The sequence below is a fragment of the Acinetobacter sp. NIPH 2100 genome, from assembly GCF_000369805.1.
GTDB lineage: Bacteria > Pseudomonadota > Gammaproteobacteria > Pseudomonadales > Moraxellaceae > Acinetobacter.
In genome coordinates this window covers 254,159-276,727 of sequence record NZ_KB850224.1, presented here as the reverse complement: position 1 = coordinate 276,727, position 22,569 = coordinate 254,159, and the positions used below count along the sequence as shown (strand labels likewise).

Below are 22,569 nucleotides of genomic sequence, written 5' to 3'. Positions count from 1 at the left end.
TTGGTAATATGCAACTTTGTAGGGTCTAATTTTGTAAAGATTAGAGGCTATTTTTATAAAAAGTGGCATAAAAATCCTAATTTCTAACCTCATAGTAGCTTTTTTTATTGTATTTGACAGTGGCTCACAACCCAAACCTGGTGAAATTACCCTAGCTCATTTGGGGGTATTGTTTTTGGATGAATTGCCTGAGTTTGATCGCAAAGTCCTCGAAGTTCTGCGCCAACCGCTAGAGTCCAAAGAAATTGTGATTTCTCGTGCGGCACGGCAAATGACCTTTCCTGCAAATTTCCAATTTATTGCAGCGATGAATCCCTGCCCCTGCGGTTATGCCTTTAATCAAGATAGTCGCTGCCAATGTTCTCCCGATAGTATCCAACGCTATCAAAATCGAATTTCAGGACCTTTGTTGGATCGTATTGATTTACATATTGATGTTCCACCCTTACAAGCTCAGGAACTGCAAGATCGAACGCCCGTAGAAAATTCAGACAGTGTCAGGCAACGCGTCATCACAGCGTATGAAAAACAAATTCAAAGACAGCACTGTTTAAACCAAGCACTCTCTCCCAAATTATTGGAACAACATGCACTTTTAGATGAGAGTTCAACCAAAATCATAGAAATGGCACAGCAGCGGCTCAACCTTTCTGCTCGCGCCTATCATCGGGTATTAAGAGTAGCTCGAACCATTGCAGATTTAGCTGAAAGCGAACGCATCAGTAGTAGCCATTTAACAGAAGCATTGTCTTATCGTGGCAGCCAAAGCTAAGAAGCGACCTCAAGGCCGCTTCTTTATAGATCAGTCTCCGTTAGAAGGCATAACCAAGTGCTAACACCACTTTGTTCTTTTGTTTGGTTTCATCACGCGTATAACCACCAAAAATATAATCCAGACTCCATGTTGCGCCTGTATTGCCCAAAGGATGCGATAAACCCAGTGTCGCATGACGGAAAGCAAAATCTGTTTTGGTTACATCCCCAGCTTTGGCCTCATAAGCCAGATACTCGTCGTCATCACCATAATAATAGGCTGCAACTTGCGCTTTACCTGTAAATCCACCTGCGAGTTTTGGCGCATAAGTCGCCAAGAAATACGTATCACCTTTATTTCCGAAAGTCACGTTATTCAATAAGGTTTGTGCAGTAATACTGAAATCTTTATAGCTCAATCCCAAAATGGTTTCATAACCTGTCGACTCCCAACCTGGATAATAGTAATAAACCGTTCCTCCAATTTGATAACCAAGATCTTCAGTAATTTTGCCTTTATAGCCCGCGTAAAAATCGTTTTCGAATGATTTTTTCTCTTCCTTCACATCGGTTGGTGAGGTATTAAAGTCGGCATAAGCAGCGGTTAAAGTCGAGAACCAGTAACCCAAATAAAAGCCACTGTCATGGGTATAGTCCAGCCCCCCTTGTACCGCTGGTGTATCGCTTTCTGGCGAGTTGGTCATACCGCGTAAATTGTAGCTTGATACTACATTCACATTACCTGTAATGGTTCCCGGAAATGGTAGTTTTGTTTCTTCAGCCAAACTCAACGTTGAAGCAGCAGTCACCATTCCTAGTACAGCAGCCTTGCATGCAAACTTCATCATATTGATCTCCCCCTATTTTTAGATACTCAATTGATTTTTAAGCTTTAAATTGCATCACAAGCTAATTAGCAATTGCTGTGCCAAATCATATAAATAAAAAAAGACAAATAAAATCAAATACTAACAAGAATGAAATCAATATTTTCTAGGTTCTAAAGCAAAGTTGTTCTAATCATGCAACTGAAATGAGCGGCTCCTATCCTTCATAGCGCATAAAAAGCACCTTTTTAGCCAAGCACATAATTTTTATTCATTTAAAACTTGAGCTCCTGAACAGCATAAAAAAACAGCAAGTTCAAAAGAAACGCTGTTTAATGATAGCTATCAAACAAGATTCGCCTACTGTGCTTTCAAAAGTGCGAACAACATAAAAATTTTCAGACTGGCTGATATGATGATTAATGAAACCGTCCTGCTGACTTTAGGGTTCTTTGCTTTCTGTGGTGGTCTGATTGATGCCGCAGTGGGCGGTGGTGGTTTAGTACAAATACCTGCTCTACTACATGCTTTGCCACAACACAGTATTGCCACCGTTTTCGGTACAAATAAAGTAGCGGTTTGGGCAGGTACAGCATCCTCCATTTTTAGATTTGTTCATAAAATCAAGTTTGTTTGGAAACTTTTGATTCCGACGATGCTTGCGGCATTTATATTTGCATTTATTGGTGCGATGACCACTGCTTATATTCCAAAGCAATTGATGAGCTATATCGTTTTCTGTTTACTCATCATCATGGCTGTATATACATTTTTAAAGAAGGATTTAGGTGCACAAAGTACTTATGTAAAATGTGGTTCTAAAGAAATCTTGCTCGGAATCCTTTTTGGCGGATTGATTGGATTTTATGATGGCGTTTTCGGGCCTGGCAGTGGAAGCTTTCTACTCTTCCTCTTTGTAAAAGTTTTTGGCTTTGATTTTCTCAATGCTTCTGCATCGGCCAAGGTTGTTAATCTAGGGACATTTAGCGCAGCACTCTTGTTTTTTATACCCACAGGCCATGTATTGTGGGAAATTGGTTTAGTGATCGCCATTTGTAATATTCTGGGTTCTTTAGTCGGTGTTTTTCTCGCACTCCGCTATGGCAGCCAATTTATCAGATTATTTTTTCTGATTCTTTTAATTTTTCTTATTGTAAGAATGGGATTTTCTCTATTTTGACTAAGTTATACAGCCTAATTAAAGCGAAGATCTCTCCTGTTCAGTTAACAACTTAGATCGATATGAAAAGTAGAAAAGCCAGCAAAAATGCTGGCTTTTCTTTGTTCAAAGAAGATTAGAATGCTTTAGTTAAAGTAAACACTGCACCTGTTTCAGTACCACGTTTATAGGGTTGAGCATCCGCATCAATATTGGTTCCTACAGCCGCAAGTTCAGCTGTTAAACCCGACACCGATTTCACGCTATAAGTCACACCGACTTTCCAATCGACATAGTTGTCATCTTCAGCGCCCGTGTCGCTAAAGTCGTAGTTATCTACTTTGGTATAGCCCACACTTGCGACACCGCCGAAACCAGTATCAGCGAATGGAATGTTATAAGTCGCATTTATATACCAACCGTTTTCGTCAGTACCTGCAAAATCATTGGTATAGTTCAAAGCACCTAGCAAACTATCGCCAGAAGCAAGAACGTTTTTAAAGCCTAGTTTGGCGTACAGCTCTAACCAGTTAATATCAGATGAACTTGGATAGCCGTAATACCATAAGCCTACATCCAAAGTTGGTTTGCTGGCAAAAGGAAGTTCCGTTGCATAACCGACATATGGATCAAGCTCTAAATGAGTTGGGTTGTCTGCACTGAAATGTACATTTGAAGCCCAAACACCCGCATATAGACCAGATGAATGCGTTAATGCAAAGCCACCTTGTACTGCAGGATCACCTTCAGTTTGAGTAATACCACGATAACGATAATCAGTCGTTAACGCAGCCGTTCCAGAAAAGCTAAGGCCGTATTGAGATAATGTATTTGTTTCTTCCGCCATAGCAAAAGTCGAAGTCACTGCACAAATACTCAACGCGATTGCTTTACATGCAAATTTCATCATATTGATCTCCCCCATGATGGATATTCGACTGATTTATGTTTTAAATTGCATCGCAAAGTAACTAGCAATTGCTGTGCCAACTCTAGAAAAACTATGCTAAATCTCGATTTTGTCCCATAAAAGTGCTGTGATTCAGTTCTATGTGCCTCAGAATTGGTCTTGATCAAAAATAGATCTGGTTTTTTGAACTATTTAGAAGCGACAGAAAAATAAAGACTATTTTTCGCACAAAAAAGAGGCATATTGATACTAATTCAACCAACCACAATGCTTAAAAGATAAGCATTCCCTTGCAAAAACAGACAATGTTCCATAAAAGTGCATCTACAAAAAGCTTAAGTCAGTCTGAACATCTGTAACTTTTGGATTGGTCAGTCACTGTCATTCGTCGGGATGGTATTTTTTGCAAACCGATACGCTTATTTTTTAAACAAAGAAAAAATAACTCATTAAATAAAAAGAAAAAATAATGCAATAAATCACATATTTTCGAAAAAATAAATCAAAAAATAATCAGGCTATTTTTCGATCAAAATAAAACATATTATTATTTAAAATCATATATTTAAATTTATTTTGATGCATTATTAAACGAGAAATAAATCATAAAATTATATAAGTATTTTATTTAATATTAATTAAATTATTTTAATAAAAATCTATCTTTTTTATGCATAACTTATACAATTGGTCAAAATTTCGGTTCTATCCCAAATTTATTTTTTTTAATGAGGCGAGCTATGCCAAAGGCAAATAAACTTACTTTAGCGGTTTTGATTAATGCCGCGTTAATTACCTCAACATATGCAAGCGAACAAAGCGAAGCAAAAGGACTTGTTGAAGATGCCAAAGGGGATATTTTATTCCGTACTGGTTATTTAAATCGTGACAAAAAGAACGGTGTCAAAGACACGAGCTCATACGCTCAGACGGCAATGGTGAAACTGGAAACAGGCTTTACTCAAGGTTTAGTTGGCTTTGGTGCTGGTGTGATCGGTGATGGCTCTTTTAAATTGGGCTCAAACAATAATGCCGGTAACGGTATGATTCCAAAGCATCCCGATGGTTCAGCCTATGATCATTGGGCGCGTGGTGGCGGTTTTGTAAAAGCACGTATCTCGAATACCACAGTGACTTATGGTACACAGATTTTAGATATTCCTGTTTTGGCAAGTAACACTGCACGTCTAGTACCTGAATACTTCGATGGTGTTTTGGCAACAAGCCGTGAAATTGATGGTTTAGAGTTAACTGCGGGTAAATTCACCAAAGACCAATACTCTGATCAAATCAATAGCGATGGTCGCCATTTAGATCGTGCCGTGGTTTGGGGTGCAAAATATAAATTTGATGATAACTTGAATGCCGCTTACTTTGGCTTAGACAGCAAAGATAAGTTAGATCGTCATTATATCAATTTAAATTATAAACAAGCATTAGATAAAGACAGTGGTCTGACTTACGATTTAAGCGCTTACCATACCAAGTGGGATGAAAAAGCGAGTACGTATTCTAGTACGACTGATGACTTGTCTAATCGCAAAAATACCATTTGGGCACTTTCTACGACTTATAACACTGGTCCACACAGCGTGATGTTGGCTTACCAACAAAACAATGGTAATACCGGTTATGACTACGGCGAGAACGCTGATGGCGCTCAAAGTATCTATTTGCCAAACTCTTACCTGTCTGACTTCATTGGTAACCAAGAAAAGTCTGCACAGTTGCAATATAACGTCGACTTTGGCGGCTATGGCGTTCCAGGCTTAAGTTGGACGACTGCTTTTGTTTATGGTTGGGACATTAAAGTTAAAGATGTAGCCGACACTGCTCAAGAACGCGAGTTCTTTAATCAGGTGAAATACACCGTTCAATCTGGTTTTGCCAAAGATGCAAGCTTACGTTTACGTCACTCGTACTACCGTGCTAGCGATGCTTACGATAAGCTTTATATCGGTGATACCAATGAATGGCGTATCTGGCTTGATATTCCTGTGAAATTATTCTAATTCACATTTGATCAAGCAATAAAAAAACCTCCATTCATTTGAATGGAGGTTTTTTTATAACCAAGCTTTAAATTTTTAAAACTTGGTTAAGCATTTCAAAGTTACTTTTTAGCAGCTTCGATTGCTTTCAATACTTCAGCTTTAGCAACGTCAGCACCTTCCCAACCACTGATTTTTACCCACTTACCAGGCTCTAAATCTTTGTAGTGAGCAAAGAAATGCTCAACTTGGCTGATCAATAATGGCGGAAGATCCGTATATTCTTGAACATCTTTATACAATGGAGATAATTTTTCGTGTGGAACAGCGATGAGTTTCGCGTCGATACCACCGTCATCTTCCATTTTTAATTTGCCCACTGGGCGGCAACGAATCACAGAACCAGCAGCAACAGGATGTGGAGTTACAACAAGTACGTCTAATGGGTCACCATCTTCAGACAATGTATTTGGTACATAACCGTAGTTTGCCGGGTAGAACATTGCTGTACCCATGAAACGGTCTACAAATAACGCATCTGAATCTTTATCGATTTCATATTTGATTGGCGCTGCATTTGCAGGAATTTCGATGATGACATAGATGTCATTAGGTGCGTCTTTACCCGCAGGAATATTGCTATAACTCATATCAACACTCGTTTAATATTGTGAAGTCAGATGTAAATCGGACAGATTATAACGTGAATACAATGAAAATGATGCTAGATATGCAAACAGCTGGAGAATTTTCTATCCAGTGCTTTAGCTCATTTTAATTGTGATCACGAACAGTAAAATTGGACAAAGCAGCGAGAAAAACCAAATGATTGAACGCAAAGTTGCCAAATTGGCTAGATAACAGATGCCGTAAATCACTCGGAACACAATATAGGCCCAACCCAACGTAAGAATAAATCGCTCAGGCACTACCATATACTCTGCCATCAAAATAGCAGCAATAAACAAAGGCAAGCTCTCAAAGCTATTCTGTTGCACTGCATTTGCTCGTGCCGACAGCCCTGTTGTTTTAGCCAAAAACTCACGCGGATTTTGATTATCTTTTGCTTGAAAACCACCTTTTGATTTTGCAATCAAGGTAAAAACATACGGCAACAAACATGCGACTATAATCATCAATATAATGCCGCTAATACCTTGCATGCTGACATCCATCATTTGAAGTTCTTCTGATCATGCTATCATAATCTATAATTTATTGAACTTTCATTTGTGCTTGTTCAACAAGCGTTTCTTTTACACAGCGTATTTGTGTAAAAGTTGTGTTTTTTCATACAGTTTTAAGGTGCAACCATGCAACGCCAAGATCAAAAAGAAATGTTTGATGTTCTCGCCCAACAACGACAGCATCAGCTTTTAGTGGATCGTGTGCTGAAAGTTGTCCTACCAATCGTCGCCTTTTTACTCTGTGTGATTTGTGCCAATCTGAATTGGCAATCAACTTTGGGTACCTTTGTGATTCTCACCGTGGCCTTTTATGCCGTTGGTATTTATCGCTTAACACTTTGGCATTGGCTCGTAGTGATCGTACTGTATGCTGTTGCAGATAACTATTTGAGTTTTAATGGTATCGATCCAACCCGTTTGCGGTTTCAACTGGCGACTATGCTGGTGTTTGTTGGTATCGTCGGCATCGGACGACCTTATATTGACCGTTGGTTAATGAAATCTAATCGCACCAAATAAATCCAAATAAAAAAACGCCGCGATTGCGGCGCCTTTCCAGTACCTCCCTTTTTTAAAGGGAGGCTAAGTGGGATTTTTAAGCTGGTTTACGTAAATCTTTACGTAAGATTTTACCTACGTTTGATTTTGGTAATTCTTCCATAAACTCAACATAACGTGGGCACTTATAGCCCGTTAGGTTTTGTTTTGCATAAGCAATGATTTCTTCAGTCGTTAAAGAAGGATCTTTTTTCACGATGAATAATTTCGGCACTTCACCTGATTTTTCATCTGGAACACCAATCGCAGCCACTTCCAATACTTTTGGATGCTTCGCAATCACTTCTTCAATTTCACTTGGATAAACGTTAAAGCCTGACACCAAGATCATGTCTTTTTTACGGTCAACGATCTTCACATAACCACGTGCATCCATCACACCGATGTCACCAGTACGGAAGAAATTGTCAGCGGTCATCACTTTGGCAGTTTCATCTGCACGATTCCAGTAGCCTTTCATGACTTGAGGACCACGGATCGAGATTTCACCTTGTTCACCAAGCGCAACTTCTTTACCGTCATCATCCAAAATTGCAACTTCTGTTAATGGCAATGGAATACCAATTGTGCCACTGAACTCAGTTGTTGCAGGTGGATTCGCAGTTGCAACAGGCGAAGTCTCAGATAAACCATAACCTTCGATAATAGTAGTACCTGTGATCTTTTTCCATGCTGCCGCAGTTGAAGGCAAGACAGCCATACCACCACCCATCGCCATCTTCAGATTGCTATGGTCAAGTTGTTTGAATTCTTCGTTATTCACTAAAGCATTAAACAATGTGTTTACTGCTGGGAAGAATGAAGGTTGGTATTTACGTAATTCACCCACCACTGCAGGTAAGTCACGTGGATTTGGAATCAAGATATTCGCTTGGCCTTTGTACATACCGTAAAGCGCACACACCATGAATGCAAAAATATGATAAAGCGGTAATGCACAAACGATACGATCGCCTTTCGCACTGTCAGAAGCACCAAATTTACTTGAGAAAATTGCTTCACACTGAAGTAAGTTTGCAACAAGGTTACGATGCGTCAATTCAGCACCTTTAGAAACACCTGTTGTACCACCCGTATATTGGAGTACCGCAGTATCACTTAAGGTTAAGCTTGGGCGCTTATAGTTGCTCGGATTGGCTTTGTTCAATGCCGCATTAAATTTAGTATGACCCGGGATGTTCCACGCTGGAATTTGCTTACGTACTTTACGTAAAACAAAGTTGACCAATGTACCTTTCAATGTACCCAACATGTCACCTACAGAAGCCACCACAACATGCTTCACAGGTGTTTTACCAATAATGCTTTGATAAACGCTGGCAAAGTTTTCAATGATCACCAACACTTCAGCACCAGAGTCATTCAATTGATGCTCAAGTTCACGTGCGGTATATAATGGGTTCACATTCACAAGCACTAGACCTGCACGGAACACACCTAAAGCAACCACTGGGTATTGGAAAACGTTCGGCATCATGACCGCAACACGTGATCCTTTAGCTAAACCTAAGCTCTGTAAATAAGCAGCGAATTTACGGCTAGCGACTTCTAATTCATTAAACGTTAAAACTTTATCCATGAAGATAAAGGCATCACGTGAACCAAATTTTTGGAAATTGCGTTCAAAAATATCAACAAGTGAGGTGTTTTCAGCAGGCAGTTCAACTGTTTCTGGAATTCCTGTCTTTTGGTATTCAGCAAACCAAATCTTTTCCATAATGCCATTATCTCCGAGTGGTAATCCTTAAAAATGTAACAACGTTACGTCCATGACAAAACATTTTTTTTAACTTTTTGAATTGCCCTGTCAATCTATTCAAACAATATGAATACATTGTCATATATAACGTATTTGTATCACAGAATACTAGCCTTATCTCTGAATGAAGAGTCTATTTGCTTTTTGATATCCGCGTGGTAAAAGTTGCCCCTTTGTTGCTCTTTTTCCTAGATATTTTTGGAGATCTTCCCCTTTCAGTTTTAGATGCTGTTGTCCTGCAGCGACTTGGATTATTTCATCTAACGTCAAGGTTGTCATGGATAAAATTTGCTCTTTTTCATCAAGTTGTATCAACTTGTTACCTTTACCTTTATTCAGCACTGGAAGTTCTGCTAAATCAAGAATCAGTAACCGCCCTGATGAACTCAGAATGGCAACATGGGTTGCTTGCTGAATTGGCAGCAATGGTAAAGCAAATGCTTTATCTGCCACGCTTAAAAATGCTTTACCTGCTTTCGCATTGGTATCTAACTGAGCAGCTTGCGTTTTAAAGCCATAACCCTTTGAACTGGCGACCAATAATTCCTTGTTATCGTCGTCAATAAACACTTGGGTGAAGGAAACACCACTGGCAGGTGATAGTTTTGAACTGAGCGGTTCTCCTAAACCTCGTGCCGAAGGTAGACTGCTAATTGGCAAGGCATAACTACGCCCTGTTTGATCCAAGAAATACACCCGTTGATTGGTTTTACCCACAGCATGACTTAAATACTGGTCACCCGCTCGGAAGTTAAGATTCGCAGCATCGACATCACCACCTTTGGCTGCACGCACCCACCCTGCTTCTGACAGAACAACCGTTACCGTTTCAGCAGGCAACAAATCTTGTTCTTTAATCTGTACTGCATCTGCGCGTACAACGATTGGTGAACGGCGATCATCACCGAACTTTTTCGCGTCTTCTTTTAACTCGCCAATAATAAGATTTTTCAATGATTCAGGATTTGCCAATTGCTCACGGATAATGGCTGCTTTCGCCTCCAATTCCTCTTGCTCACGACGAATTTCCATTTCTTCAAGCTTGGCTAGATGGCGCAGCTTAAGTTCTAGAATCGCTTCAGCTTGAATATCATCAATCCCAAAATGCTGCATCAATACAGGTTTTGGTTGGTCTTCTTCGCGAATAATCCGAATCACGGTATCAATATCTAAGTAGGCAATTAAAAGACCCGCCAAGATATGTAAACGTTTTTCAATTTTGGTTAAGTGATATTGCAAACGACGGGTCACGGTTTGCTTACGAATCTCAATCCACTCTAACAAAATTCGGCGAATTGATTTCACCTGTGGACGGCCATCTGCCCCAATCATATTCAGATTGACACGATAGCTAGATTCTAAATCTGTGGTGGCAAATAAGTGGCTCATTACCGTTTCTGCATCGACACGGTTCGAGCGAAGTACAATCACCAAACGTGTTGGATTTCGATGATCAGATTCATCTCGAATATCCGCAACCAAAGGTAACTTCTTCGCAATCATTTGATCGGCAATTTGAGTCACAACTTTAGAACCTGAAACCTGATACGGCAATTCGCTAATCACGATTTCATTTTTTTCAACCGTATACACTGCTCGAACGCGATAACTACCGCGACCTGTGGTTTGAATTTTCAGTAATTCTTCAGGCGGAGTAATAATTTCAGCTTTGGTTGGTAAATCTGGTGCAGGAATATACTCTGCTAATTTTTCATCTGTGGTTTCAGGATTACGAATCAGCGCAATCGTGCCCTTCACCACTTCACGTAAATTGTGTGGCGGGATATCGGTCGCCATCCCCACCGCAATCCCGGTTGTACCATTCAACAGAATATTGGGAATACGTGCAGGTAAAGTGATTGGCTCTTTCATCGAGCCATCAAAGTTATCTTGCCATTCGCTGGTACCTTGTCCAAGTTCACTCAGCAATAACTCACTATACGCTGACAATTTGGCTTCGGTATAACGCATTGCCGCAAATGACTTTGGATCATCTGGGGAACCCCAGTTACCTTGACCCTCAACCAATGGATAGCGATAGCTAAATGGCTGTGCCATCAACACCATCGCTTCATAACATGCTGAGTCACCGTGTGGGTGGTATTTACCGAGTACGTCACCGACGGTACGTGCCGATTTTTTCGGTTTGCCTGTCGATTTTAAGCCGAGCTCACTCATCGCATAAACAATACGGCGCTGTACGGGTTTTAAGCCATCACTGATATGGGGCAATGCACGATCCATAATCACGTACATGGCATAGTTCAGGTAAGCCTGCTCAGTGAATTCGGCTACGGAACGGTTTTCTGTTGCATGATGTGCAAGGCTGGTCATTTCAGCGAGTCATCCAAAATCATTTATTATCGTCAATGCTTTGTATGCTATGTGGATGCAGGCGTTGTGACAAGCCCTTGTTGTTGTTTAAACGTCAAATGGTGTCTTGTTAAGCTTAATGCAACATATTCAATAGAATTTCTGATGCTGGAAACCAGCCATTTTTCTCTGCCTTTTTTAACCACTTCCTAGCTAATTCGTCATCTTTTTCAACATAAAGCCCCTTTAAATAAAAAAGACCCAAGCTAAACTGAGATGCTGCAATTGCATGATTAGCAGCGGCAGAATAAAACTCAAAGGCTATTTTTAAATTTTTTGCAACGCCAGTACCATTTTCATATTTATCTGCAAGATTATTAATAGCAGGCGGAAACTGCTGCTGTACGGCTTTCTCATAATATTTTAATGCAAGATCAATATCCAAATGTTCATCTTCATTAGAACCTGAATGGTAAACACCTAACAAATATAAAGCCGCAGCATTACCTTGTTCAGCAAGTGCCTCAAGCTCTTCAGTATAGATCATGTCGTTTTCATTATAGATGGGTTGCGCCATCCAAGTTGAAGCCCAATTATATTCAGCAACAAGTGACTGATTATAGGTAGCCGCAATCCATAACCAATTTCGACCCAACAAGAGATTCTGAACGGCTCCATTACGCCCTAGACAATAATTAAGTCCTGTTTTTATTTGTTCACTTACATCTAACTCCATCACGTCGGGAGTCATTTCTTGCACAGATAAAAGATTCATTTTTAATTTAATAATCGTATAAAAGCTATCATATTTAAGATAAATAATTCTTAGAAGGCATTAAAAACCTTCAATAAAATAAATTGCAGGCATGCTTTCCAATCAATGCTCGTCTGTTGAGGAAGCAGACTCAGCATCATCTTCCTTATAAATAAATTTTGGCATTTCCAAACCAAAATAAATTGCGATTAAACGTAAGGTAAAACCGAACACCAACGTAAAAATCACGGTGAGATCGTGCGGCAAACCAACTTCCAAACACACCCAATAACAAATCACGGCAACAAAAGAAATACTGGCATACAATTCACGACGGAATACCAAAGGCACATCATTACATAGAATATCGCGCAGAATACCACCCGACACGCCTGTTAAGACCCCTGCCACCGCAGACACCACAAAACCATGTCCCATCGACAAAGCAATCTGACAACCAATGATGGTGAAGCCAATTAAACCTAAGGCATCCAGTACCAAGAAGATGTTGCGCAGATGACGCATCCATTTGGCAATAATGATGGTGACAAAGGCTGCAATACAGGTCAAAACCAAATATTCAGGATGTTTGACCCAAGTCAAAGGATAATGCCCGAGCAGCACATCGCGAACGGAACCACCGCCTAAAGCCGTCACACAGGCAATCAGCACCACACCAAACCAGTCCATACTGCGTCGACCTGCTGACAATGCACCTGTCATCGCTTCCGCAGTAATAGCAATAATATAAATCACGGTGAGTAACATCTGCCTACATCCCTAAATCAGGCGTAAAAGTGTGCGCTATTCTAAGACAAACTTAGATGAATTGTGCACAACATTGTTTAAATTTTTTCCCCGAGCCACAAATACACGGTTGTTTCATGGTGATCTGCATGTCTAAAGTCGGATCAAGGAAATACCATTGCTGCTGATGCAACACAAAATGTGAAATTTCATGATGAATATGTGCTTGTTTGCCATCATGATAATGTGCCTTAAACTCAACCAGCGCATGGGTTTTATCCAGCTTGGGTTGATGCTGCACCACTTCTAGTTTCAACCATTGATTCGATTGACTCCAATCGGCAATCGCTGCACGATCCAACAAAGTCTGCTGCCCCAAAGCTGTGGTTTGCAAAATATAGTCAATCTGCTGCAATGCAAAGGCACTATAACGCGAGCGCATCAGTTGCTCTGCACTTTGAGCCGTCTGTTGTTGCATATGCAAGGGCTGACAACATTCAGCATAGGAGCCATGTCCGCAAGGACAATTCTTTGACAGAATCATTTTGAATTCTCAAATAAAAATAGCCCGAGTACAACCATTACATCACAACGGTCAAACTCAAGGCTATTCAGAATAATACAGCTTAGTTATTTCTCGACAGACTTTTCTTTGGCAAGAATGCGCACTTTTTCAATTTTGTGCCCATCCATGGTGACCACTTCAAAGCGATAGCCGTCCACTTCAATCATGTCACCATTTTCAGGTAAACGACCGAGATGGAACAGGATATAGCCCGACAAAGTTGAGTATTCTTCACTTTCATCGACCAAATCTTTGCCCAATAACAAAGACACATGGCGAATATCAGTTGAGCCTTCCAGCAACATCGAACCGTCATCTAGACTTTCCGCTGTTGCTTCCAATTCGTCTTCATCTGGGAATTCACCTGCAATCGCTTCTAGCATGTCAATCGGCGTGGCAATCCCTTCAATCGAACCATATTCGTTCAATACGATTGCCATTTGCAACGGTGCTTGACGTAATTGCTCCATCACCATCAACACTTGCGCATTCTCATGCACAATCACAGGTTCACGTAAGTGCTTACTGAAATCAATCGCACCTGTTTCGATGTATTCATTCAACACTTTATGAGTGAGTACAATACCTTCAATATTATCCAACTCACCCCGCGCAATGATCAAACGTGAATGGGTCATTGCCATTAAACGTTCTTTCAACTCAGCAGGATCATCATCGAGATCTAACCATTCCAATTCTGGACGTGGCGTCATCACCGACTTGACTGGACGCTCTGATAAACCAAGCACACCTTGTACCAAGACACTGTGATATACCCCATTGTCTTCATCAAAGACTTCTTTGGCATAAGCTTGAGTCGCTAAAACATCTTCTGCTTCTTTGTCTTCATTACCATTGCCTTTACTGCCCAACATACGCAGTACGGCTGAGGCGGTGCGATAACGTAAATCAGTGGTCGTGACCAATTTCTCTTGGTTACGGCGCATGGTCTGATTGATCATTTCCACCAACACCGAGAAACCAATCGCAGCGTACAAATAACCTTTCGGAATATGGAAACCAAAGCCTTCAACCACCAATGAGAAACCAATCATCATCAGGAAGCCAAGACATAGAATCACCACGGTTGGATGCTTATTGACAAAGTCCATCAGTGGTTTTGATGCCCAAAGCATGATACCAACAGCAATAATCATTGCCAGCATCATTACACTTTGATGCTTCACCATGCCAACCGCAGTAATCACACTATCTAAAGAAAAGACGGCATCCAAAACTACAATCTGAACAATAACCATCCAGAAAGTAGCATGCACTGGATTTTCTTCTTTCAGTGTTTGATGACCCTCAATTCGCTCATGCAGTTCCATGGTGCCTTTAAATAATAAGAACACACCACCAAACAGTAGAATCAGGTCACGACCAGAAAAAGCATGATCGAAAATATGAAACAATGGTTCAGTTAATGTCACGACCCATGCAATTGCCGCAAGCAATCCCAAACGCATCAGTAAGGCGAGAATCAAACCAACTCTACGAGCTGCATTACGTTGTTCTGGAGGTAATTTTTCTGCCAAAATTGCAATAAAAACAAGGTTATCAATACCCAGTACAATTTCAAGCACCACCAATGTGGCTAAGCCAACCCAAGCAGCAGGATCTGACATCCATTCCAGAATCATTGAGGTGACTCCTCTGCAAAATCAGCAATATTGTTATGAAGTTGAGATTTTAAAAGGTCGGCACAAATAGCCAAAACATTTTTTTTAGGAAAATAGAACAATGCGGAGCGACAACAACCACTACTCATAGAGGTACATAGATTAATAAAAGGATTTTTAGTATAGGCAAGATTTCAGTGAAATTCACCCTTTTTATGTGGATGATGTTTTCAAATTCTTTCTAAGCGTTACAAAATAGCTTTGTATGTAAAGTGTGCATAAAACTGTCACAAACCTCATTTAGCCTAGACAAGCACAGTGAAAATGATAAGGTGAAAATAAACGAATGAATAGTGTATTAAGAATGACAGAGACAAGAAGCATTACTCCTACTCCCATAAAAACCACCCAATCTCTTATTGCGTTATATTGCGGTTCACGTACAGGTAACAAGCCGATTTACCGAGACAAAGCCATTGAACTTGCCCAGCATATTGCCAACCAAGGTTTTGGTATTGTCTATGGCGGAGCCAGTATTGGTCTGATGGGACAAGTGGCTGATACCGTACTTGAACATAGTGGTGAAGTGGTCGGCGTGATTCCTGAATTCATGCTGGATTACGAAATTGCTCACCATAAACTGACCGAGCTGCATATCGTCAGTAGCATGCATGAACGCAAAGCCCTGATGGCTGAACGTGCCAGTGCGTTTATTGCCCTACCAGGTGGTCTAGGTACCTTTGAAGAAATTCTGGAAATTGCCACTTGGGGACAGCTCAATCAACACCAAAAACCGATGATTATTTATAACGTGAACCGTTTTTATGATGCATTGATTGCACAACTGGATCATGCTGTGGAAGAAGGCTTCTTGCCACCGCAGCATCGCGCCAAAGTGATTATTTGCGAAACGCCTGAACAGATTTCAAATGTCATTAAAAACTTAAATGCTCCAACTCATATCGAAGTGTAAAGCATCGAAATAAAAAAGCGGATCAGATCGATCCGCTTTTTTATGGCTAACACTTACTGCACATTGACTTGATATACTGCTGTTGAACCACTGACTTCATTGCCGACCACCAATAAAGGCTTGCCATTTGGTGAGTCTTTCGCCGCAACAAAAATTAACCCTTCGGGTCCCAAGTCCCCCTGCTTGGCAGTATCAGTTTCAACAAAGTTACGCGTGGTAAAATATTCAATATATTTAGGCTTATTCGGTGTAGTAATGTCATACACCATAACGCCACTCATCCGCTCCAAGCCGATAAAAGCAAAGGTTTTCTTGCCAATGCTACCTACAGTAACCCCTTCAGGTTCTGGGCCCTTCGCAGCGCTTCGTTTATCAAACGCCACTTCTTCATGATCAGTATTAAAGTAATTCGGGAACAGTTCGGCTATTTTCTTTTCAAATTCGCTACCCGAGTCCCATACCATCTGGCCTTGGGTATTCCAGATACTGAATGAGCGTGCACCATAAGCATAAAGCTTGTCATATACCAAATAACCATCTGCATCCAGTTTTGGCGTACCATCAGCATGCATTTGGTAACCCTTGGTCCAAGTCACTTTTAAACGACCTAATTGGTTATCTTCACGACATTCTTTTGCATCTGTTGCTGTTGCACCACAATAACCAAATACTGCAGCATTGAGTCTTGCACCTTTGACACCGACAGCAATTTTCTGCAAGTGTGCTGGATACTCATCTTTCACTTTAGTGGTAAAGCCACTGCTCTTAAATAAATCTTTAACTCGAATTTCTTCCACAAAGCCTTTGCTTGTATCACCACCAAAATATGCATCTGAATCTTTTAACCATGCCCGCGCATCACCTTCATTGGCCGTGACCAAATAGGTTTGACCATTGGCTTGATAATTGGCAATCGAGTCAGGTTGATACATACCCACTAAGCCAGCCCATGTTTTGATGTCAATTTTCTTGTCTTTATCACTGACATCCAGCTCATTGCCAACGAGACCATGATCTTTATAGCCCAATGGATAGATATCGGTCACTTTCTGCTGAGCAATATCAATCCGTGCAATCGCATTGTTTTCTTGGAGTGTCACCCAAGCAGTTTTGCTGTCCGCAGAAACGGTAATATATTCAGGCTCCAAGTCTTGAGCGACAGTTGCATTTGGCCCAAAAATACGTACCCCTTTAGCCAATAAATCTGCCTTTTGTGTGTTCCATGCCTTAAAGTCTGCCACACTGGCTTTAGGCTGCTGGATATTACTGACATCGATAATACTGACTGATCCCTCAGGGTCAACTGAATAATCATCATTTGGCTCAGCTTCATTGGCCACCAAAACAGTTTTACCGTCTGGGCTAAAGGTCAACATGTCGGGTAAAGCACCGGCATTGACTTTACTGATAAAACTCAAGTCCTTGGCGTTAAAAAACACCACGATGCCAGTATCAGTTTTCTTCTCAGCTTGGACTGCGAGTGCAACAATGCCATTTTTTACCGCGACACTATTTACTTCCGAATTAGCCAAATAAGTGCGTGCGGATAACTCAGCAATATGGACTGGTTTTTCAGGTTTTGACGCATCTAGCACATCAACCAAACCCTTCTGTGCGTTGACAACAAATAGACGTTTGGTCGCAGCTTCATAAGCTGGAATCTCAGCCGCACTTTTGGCAAAAATATTGGTTTCATAGCGCCCCAACAAGCTCAACTTAATTGTTTCTGGCGTCGGCTCTACGACTTCAGGTGTTGGTGTTACGTTGTCATTATCATCATTACACGCCACTAACCCCACCGACAGCAATGCCGCCAATAAAACTGAAATCTTAAATTTCATGATCAAATTCCATACAATTTATGTTGTATGGCTAATTTAGTATTGGGTGATGCAAATTCGATGACACTTTAATGTCAGTTTCATGACCACTCTTTGACAATTTTAGTCTGTATTTCAAGCACAGTTGCATTACACTAAAACTGACTTTTTATCCGTCACGGCCCATGACAACGACAACCCATCAAGCTGTACAGCCCGAATTTCGATTGTTGGTGCTCTTGGTCTCCATTGGCTTTTTTATGCAAGCCTTGGACACCACTATCGTCAATACTGCGATTCCAGCCATGGCAGTGCAACTCAATGAAAATCCACTGCAAATGCATGGCGTCATTGTCGCGTATGTGCTGTCTGTTGCAGCCTGTATCCCTTTAAGTGGTTGGCTGGCAGATCGTTTCGGAATTCGGAATATCTATCTCAGTTCCATGGTGATTTTTAGCTTGGCGTCACTAGGATGCGGCTTATCTCAAAACCTAGAGCAACTGTTGTTTTTCCGCGTAATTCAAGGTGTCGGTGGCGCACTCCTGATGCCTGTCGGCCGTTTGGCTTTATTAAAGCTGATTCCACGCTCCCAATTCCTGTCCGCCATGAGTTTGATGAGCCTTGCTGGACTCGTCGGGCCGCTCATGGGACCGACTTTAGGGGGCTGGTTGGTTGAGGTAACGACTTGGCATTGGATCTTTTTAATTAACATTCCGATGGGAATCTTGGGAATGATCATGACCTTCAAAGTCATGCCAAACCAGAAAGAACCTACAGTCAAAGCCTTCGATTTAAGTGGTTTTATCTTATTGATGGTGGCGATGGTCGGCTTGTCCTTAGGCATTGAAAATATTGCAGCTTCACAATATTCACGCTGGGTCAGCCTCGGTTTATTAATCACAGGATTGGTTGCCGCAGTAGCTTATGCCTACCATGCACATAGTCATCAAAATGCCTTGTTTCATGGCCGCTTATTCCGCTACAAAATTTTCTCGATTGGAGTATTGGGGAATTTCTTTGCCCGTTTAGGCAGTAATGCGATCCCCTTTATCTTGCCATTGATGTTACAAGTTGCTTTTGGTTTTGAACCCTTTATTACAGGGTTAATGATGATTCCCATGGTCTTGGGTTCATTATTTTCTAAACCCATTATTCGTCCGTTAATTCAACGCGTTGGCTATCGTCGTTTTCTACTGACCAATACCGTTTTGGTGGGTTTGTGCATTGCTAGTTTTTCGCTGATGACGGCCGAGACACCGCTGTGGCTGAAAGTCGTACACCTATTTATCTTCGGAACACTCAATTCCCTGCAATTTGTGGGTATGAATACCCTAACGCTGAAAGATTTACCACAACAAGATGCTAGCAGCGGCAATAGCTTTTTATCCATGATTATGATGCTCTCCATGAGTATCGGGGTTGCTTTGGCAGGTACACTGATTAATCTGTTTGGTCAGCATTTCTCAACCGCTTCGATCAGTACCGCCTTCCATGCCACCTTGATTACACTTGGCTGTATTAACATCATTACCGCATTGGTATTTTGGCAGATTCCAAAAGAGACCACGGATTAAATTTAAAATTTTGAGCTCAACGAAAACAATAAGGAAAAATGGCATGATCGTTCCCCAACATTGGGCCGAGGCTAAAATAAAAACCAAGATTGCAGGACGTCAATACACCATCAAACGTTTTGGCTGGTCAGATCAAAGTCTAGAAGCTGCGCAGACGCATGCTGAACAGCGTGTTGCCGAAGCGATTGAAAGAATTAAGGCTGGCGAAAACATTCGCAGAATTGACCATAAAGTCCCTTATAATGGTGCTGAAGGTGTGCCGATACGCGAGCAAATTATTGCTCAGCAAGAGGATGTGGTGATCACTCGAAACGCTTATGGGGCATTATGTTTAAACACGCCAGATGTATTATTTGCAGATATTGATTTTGAATACACGCCTCCTTTTAAGTTACGTCTTGTCGCATTTTTATTGTTGCTACTCATCTCCGTCGCTAGTGCCATTTATACGGCGTCATGGATTGCCCTCGGCGTTGGATGTGTACTGTCCTTCATATTGACAGGTCTGGTGACAAAGATCCTGTTTAATCTGCACAGCAAGTTCGGTGGAACACCTGAGCAACGTGCCTTGGCATCCATTCAGAATTTTTCTAAACAGCATCCTACATGGCATTTACGCGTTTATCTCACCCCAAAAGGCTATCGGGTTTTGGTGATGCATCAAACATTTGATCCTCATAGTGATGAGGCTCAATCTCTGTTTAATGCCATCAAAGCCGATCCAAATTATGTGCGAATGTGTAAAAACCAGAATTGTTTTCGCGCCCGAATCAGCCCGAAACCTTGGCGAATTGGAGTCAATCGGTTACGTCTAGGAGTTTGGCCAGTCAGTGAGGAACGTTTAGCCATACGAGAAAACTGGGTTTTGGATTATCAAAAACGCGCTGAGAATTATGCGTCGTGTAAATTTGTGGCACAATTGGGTAGTCAGACCATTCATGCCAAGGCGAAAAGAGTACAATCTATCCATGATCAATACTGTAAATCTGACACTCGCTTAGACATCGCATAATACGAATGATATGGTAAAAAAATCTGCGAAACTTCCCCACGCTAAATATTACCCGACCTACGCCAGTATCGGCTTAGCCGTCATGCTGGGTATCGTCAGTTACTTCGGTTTGTTTTACCAGCAAAAAGCCGCCGCTCAAGATTACTCCATCCGCGGCTTTGACGTTTCACATCATCAGGGTGAGATTAATTGGAAAAAAATCTCCCCCCTGCAATATCAATTTGTGTATCTCAAAGCCACTGAAGGCGGTGACTTCAAAGATCGGAACTTTCAGCAGAATTGGTTAAAGGCGCGCGAGCAAGGCTTGCATGTTGGTGCTTATCATTTCTATCGTTTGTGTCGTGATGGGGCCATCCAAGCCGAAAATTTTATTGCAACAGTGCCAAAGAAAGCAGATGCCCTCCCTCCTGTGATCGACCTTGAATACGACAGCAACTGCATTAATGCCTATACCAAAGAGCAGTTACTCAAAGAAATTCAGCTCATGCATGATCAATTGCAAAAGCATTATGACAAACAGCCTATTTTCTATATTTCTAAAAGTTTTTATCACATTGTATTGATGGGTAATTTCAACAACACCCCATTATGGGTCAGGGACTATGACGGTAAACCTGAGCTCAAAGATGGTCGCCAATGGTTATTTTGGCAGCACAGCAGCCAGGGTAAAATCGCGGGTATTCCTAAAGCTGTGGATTTAAATGTCTACGCCGAATCGCCAAAACAATGGCGGATTTTTCTGAAAGAACAAGGCATTGACGATGCCAAATGAGCTACGCAAAATCATCCATATCGACATGGATGCCTTTTATGCTTCAGTTGAACTGAAAGATCGCCCTGATCTAAAAGATTTACCTGTGGTGGTGTCCTCACATCATCCTCGGGCAGTGATTGCCGCAGCATCCTACCCAGCCCGTGTCTTTGGACTCCGTTCCGCGATGTCGATGGGACAAGCCAAAAAACTGTGCCCACAAGTGGTGGTGATTGAACCGAATTTTGAAAAATATCGTCAGGTCTCAACTCAAATCCATCATATTTTTCAGCAGTACACCACTTTAATCGAGCCACTGTCTTTAGATGAAGCTTATCTCGACGTCACTGAAAATTTGAAAAATATTGCCAGTGCCACTGAAGTCGCGGCGCAAATCCGCGCTGATATTTTTGCAGTCACGGGACTCACTGCATCTGCAGGTGTCGCACCGAATAAGTTTTTGGCAAAAATTGCATCGGACTGGAACAAACCCAATGGCTTATTTGTAATTAAACCTAATCAGGTACTCCGCTTTATCCAAGATTTAGCGCTGAATAAAATTCCGGGGGTTGGAAAAGTCACTCAAGAACGACTCTATCAACTGAATCTGCATACCTTGGGCGATCTTCAAAAAATCGAAGAAAATGTGCTGATCCATCATTTTGGTAAATACGGCAAACAACTTTATCAATATGCTCAGGGAATTGATCATCGTCCCGTAAAAGCAGAAAGAGAACGCCAACAAATTTCCAAAGAGATCACCTTTGATGATGATTACACACTCACTCAGTGCAGCCATGCTTGGCAGCCTTTGGCCGAGCAAGTGTGGCGAAGCTTAAACAAAAAACAGCTCAGCGCACGTGGTGTCAATGTAAAACTGAAACTCAAAAATTTTCAGGTGTTACAGCATAGCAAAAGCTTTAAGCAAGCCTTACAATCACAACAGGATTTGGGACAAGTGGTTTTACAACTGCTCGATGAAATGCATATTGACCCAGATTTCCAATTTCGCCTGATTGGTGTTGGCGTTTATCAGTTACAGCCACTCCAAGAAGAATCTCAACTTTCTTTATGGTAATGCTGATTTTTTAAACAAAAGCATGCGTCTTACCAAAATTTATGTTTGCTTTTTATGCAGTTTTCAGTACTCTAAGCAACGCAGTAACATTATCCATGTTGCTTGCTTTGCTAAAGAAATCCTCACTTTTAGCATCTGCTCCTGTGGTTGGCGTGACGATCAAATCCGAATATTACAGGGCACTTCAAGTGTGATTGATCAATTTTCCCTCGTTAT

The 22,569-nt window shown here is 41.3% G+C and carries 19 protein-coding genes and 1 pseudogene; 9 read left to right on the top strand and 11 right to left on the bottom strand.

What is annotated here, in order from left to right; all coding sequences use genetic code 11:
• Positions 1-121: 121 nt before the first annotated feature.
• Positions 122-772, top strand: a pseudogene (locus F887_RS16570) (ATP-binding protein); the annotation flags it as partial.
• A gap of 40 nt (positions 773-812) precedes the next feature.
• Here F887_RS16570 and F887_RS16575 read toward each other — a convergent pair.
• The gene (locus tag F887_RS16575) at positions 813-1,601 is read right to left on the bottom strand and encodes a TorF family putative porin (RefSeq protein ID WP_005291212.1); all 789 of its coding nucleotides are present in this window, start codon (positions 1,599-1,601) and stop codon (positions 813-815) included.
• Between the two features lie 394 nt (positions 1,602-1,995).
• Between F887_RS16575 and F887_RS16580 the strand changes: the two genes are divergently transcribed.
• Positions 1,996-2,760, top strand: a complete 765-nt coding sequence (locus F887_RS16580) for a sulfite exporter TauE/SafE family protein (protein WP_032862701.1) — start codon at positions 1,996-1,998, stop codon at positions 2,758-2,760.
• Between the two features lie 115 nt (positions 2,761-2,875).
• Here the strand turns inward: F887_RS16580 and F887_RS16585 are convergent, their stop codons facing one another.
• Positions 2,876-3,649, bottom strand: coding sequence for a TorF family putative porin (locus F887_RS16585; RefSeq protein WP_005291206.1), 774 nt, complete (start codon positions 3,647-3,649; stop codon positions 2,876-2,878).
• Between the two features lie 740 nt (positions 3,650-4,389).
• On the opposite strand from F887_RS16585, the gene F887_RS16590 reads away from it, so the two are divergent.
• Entirely contained in the window at positions 4,390-5,661 is a 1,272-nt protein-coding gene (locus F887_RS16590; protein WP_005291202.1) for an OprD family outer membrane porin, read from the top strand.
• 101 nt (positions 5,662-5,762) lie between these two features.
• On the opposite strand, the gene ppa is transcribed toward F887_RS16590, so the two are convergent.
• Complete coding sequence (ppa, locus tag F887_RS16595; protein ID WP_004656389.1) at positions 5,763-6,290, bottom strand: inorganic diphosphatase; 528 nt, start codon at positions 6,288-6,290, stop codon at positions 5,763-5,765.
• Positions 6,291-6,404: 114 nt separating this feature from the next.
• On the bottom strand, positions 6,405-6,803 hold the full coding sequence (locus F887_RS16600; protein WP_005291200.1) for an MAPEG family protein: 399 nt from the start codon (positions 6,801-6,803) through the stop codon (positions 6,405-6,407).
• Positions 6,804-6,953: 150 nt separating this feature from the next.
• Between F887_RS16600 and F887_RS16605 the strand changes: the two genes are divergently transcribed.
• Positions 6,954-7,346 carry a hypothetical protein gene (locus F887_RS16605; protein WP_005291197.1) on the top strand — a complete coding sequence of 131 codons (393 nt, stop codon included), beginning with the start codon at positions 6,954-6,956 and terminating at the stop codon, positions 7,344-7,346.
• A gap of 76 nt (positions 7,347-7,422) precedes the next feature.
• Here the strand turns inward: F887_RS16605 and F887_RS16610 are convergent, their stop codons facing one another.
• The 6 genes from F887_RS16610 to F887_RS16635 form a co-directional block, all read right to left on the bottom strand.
• Complete coding sequence (locus tag F887_RS16610; protein ID WP_005291193.1) at positions 7,423-9,102, bottom strand: long-chain-fatty-acid--CoA ligase; 1,680 nt, start codon at positions 9,100-9,102, stop codon at positions 7,423-7,425.
• 156 nt (positions 9,103-9,258) lie between these two features.
• Positions 9,259-11,478 carry a DNA topoisomerase IV subunit A gene (parC, locus tag F887_RS16615; RefSeq protein ID WP_005291190.1) on the bottom strand — a complete coding sequence of 740 codons (2,220 nt, stop codon included), beginning with the start codon at positions 11,476-11,478 and terminating at the stop codon, positions 9,259-9,261.
• A 115-nt stretch (positions 11,479-11,593) separates the two neighbouring features.
• Positions 11,594-12,232, bottom strand: a complete 639-nt coding sequence (locus F887_RS16620; protein ID WP_005291188.1) for a tetratricopeptide repeat protein — start codon at positions 12,230-12,232, stop codon at positions 11,594-11,596.
• Positions 12,233-12,334: 102 nt separating this feature from the next.
• The gene (locus F887_RS16625; RefSeq protein WP_004802075.1) at positions 12,335-12,979 is read right to left on the bottom strand and encodes a trimeric intracellular cation channel family protein; all 645 of its coding nucleotides are present in this window, start codon (positions 12,977-12,979) and stop codon (positions 12,335-12,337) included.
• A gap of 52 nt (positions 12,980-13,031) precedes the next feature.
• The gene (locus F887_RS16630; protein ID WP_005291185.1) at positions 13,032-13,502 is read right to left on the bottom strand and encodes a YchJ family protein; all 471 of its coding nucleotides are present in this window, start codon (positions 13,500-13,502) and stop codon (positions 13,032-13,034) included.
• Positions 13,503-13,588: 86 nt separating this feature from the next.
• Positions 13,589-15,166, bottom strand: a complete 1,578-nt coding sequence (locus F887_RS16635; protein WP_005291182.1) for a TerC family protein — start codon at positions 15,164-15,166, stop codon at positions 13,589-13,591.
• A gap of 325 nt (positions 15,167-15,491) precedes the next feature.
• Between F887_RS16635 and F887_RS16640 the strand changes: the two genes are divergently transcribed.
• Positions 15,492-16,118, top strand: a complete 627-nt coding sequence (locus F887_RS16640) for an LOG family protein (protein ID WP_005291180.1) — start codon at positions 15,492-15,494, stop codon at positions 16,116-16,118.
• A 53-nt stretch (positions 16,119-16,171) separates the two neighbouring features.
• On the opposite strand, the gene F887_RS16645 is transcribed toward F887_RS16640, so the two are convergent.
• The gene (locus F887_RS16645; RefSeq protein WP_005291178.1) at positions 16,172-17,959 is read right to left on the bottom strand and encodes a choice-of-anchor I family protein; all 1,788 of its coding nucleotides are present in this window, start codon (positions 17,957-17,959) and stop codon (positions 16,172-16,174) included.
• A gap of 164 nt (positions 17,960-18,123) precedes the next feature.
• Between F887_RS16645 and mdtD the strand changes: the two genes are divergently transcribed.
• The 4 genes from mdtD to dinB are packed head-to-tail and all read left to right on the top strand — an operon-like array spanning position 18,124 to position 22,353.
• Positions 18,124-19,512 (top strand): multidrug transporter subunit MdtD, encoded by a 1,389-nt coding sequence (gene mdtD / locus F887_RS16650; protein WP_005291176.1) that lies wholly within the window; start codon positions 18,124-18,126, stop codon positions 19,510-19,512.
• Between the two features lie 43 nt (positions 19,513-19,555).
• Positions 19,556-20,524, top strand: a complete 969-nt coding sequence (locus F887_RS16655; protein ID WP_005291174.1) for a hypothetical protein — start codon at positions 19,556-19,558, stop codon at positions 20,522-20,524.
• Between the two features lie 10 nt (positions 20,525-20,534).
• A complete protein-coding gene (locus F887_RS16660; RefSeq protein WP_005291172.1) occupies positions 20,535-21,296 on the top strand; it encodes a glycoside hydrolase family 25 protein in 762 nt (253 codons plus the stop codon).
• Positions 21,286-22,353: a DNA polymerase IV gene (gene dinB / locus F887_RS16665; protein WP_005291167.1), complete on the top strand. Its 1,068-nt coding sequence runs from the start codon at positions 21,286-21,288 to the stop codon at positions 22,351-22,353. Before F887_RS16660 ends, dinB begins: the two co-directional genes overlap by 11 nt.
• Positions 22,354-22,569: the final 216 nt, after the last annotated feature.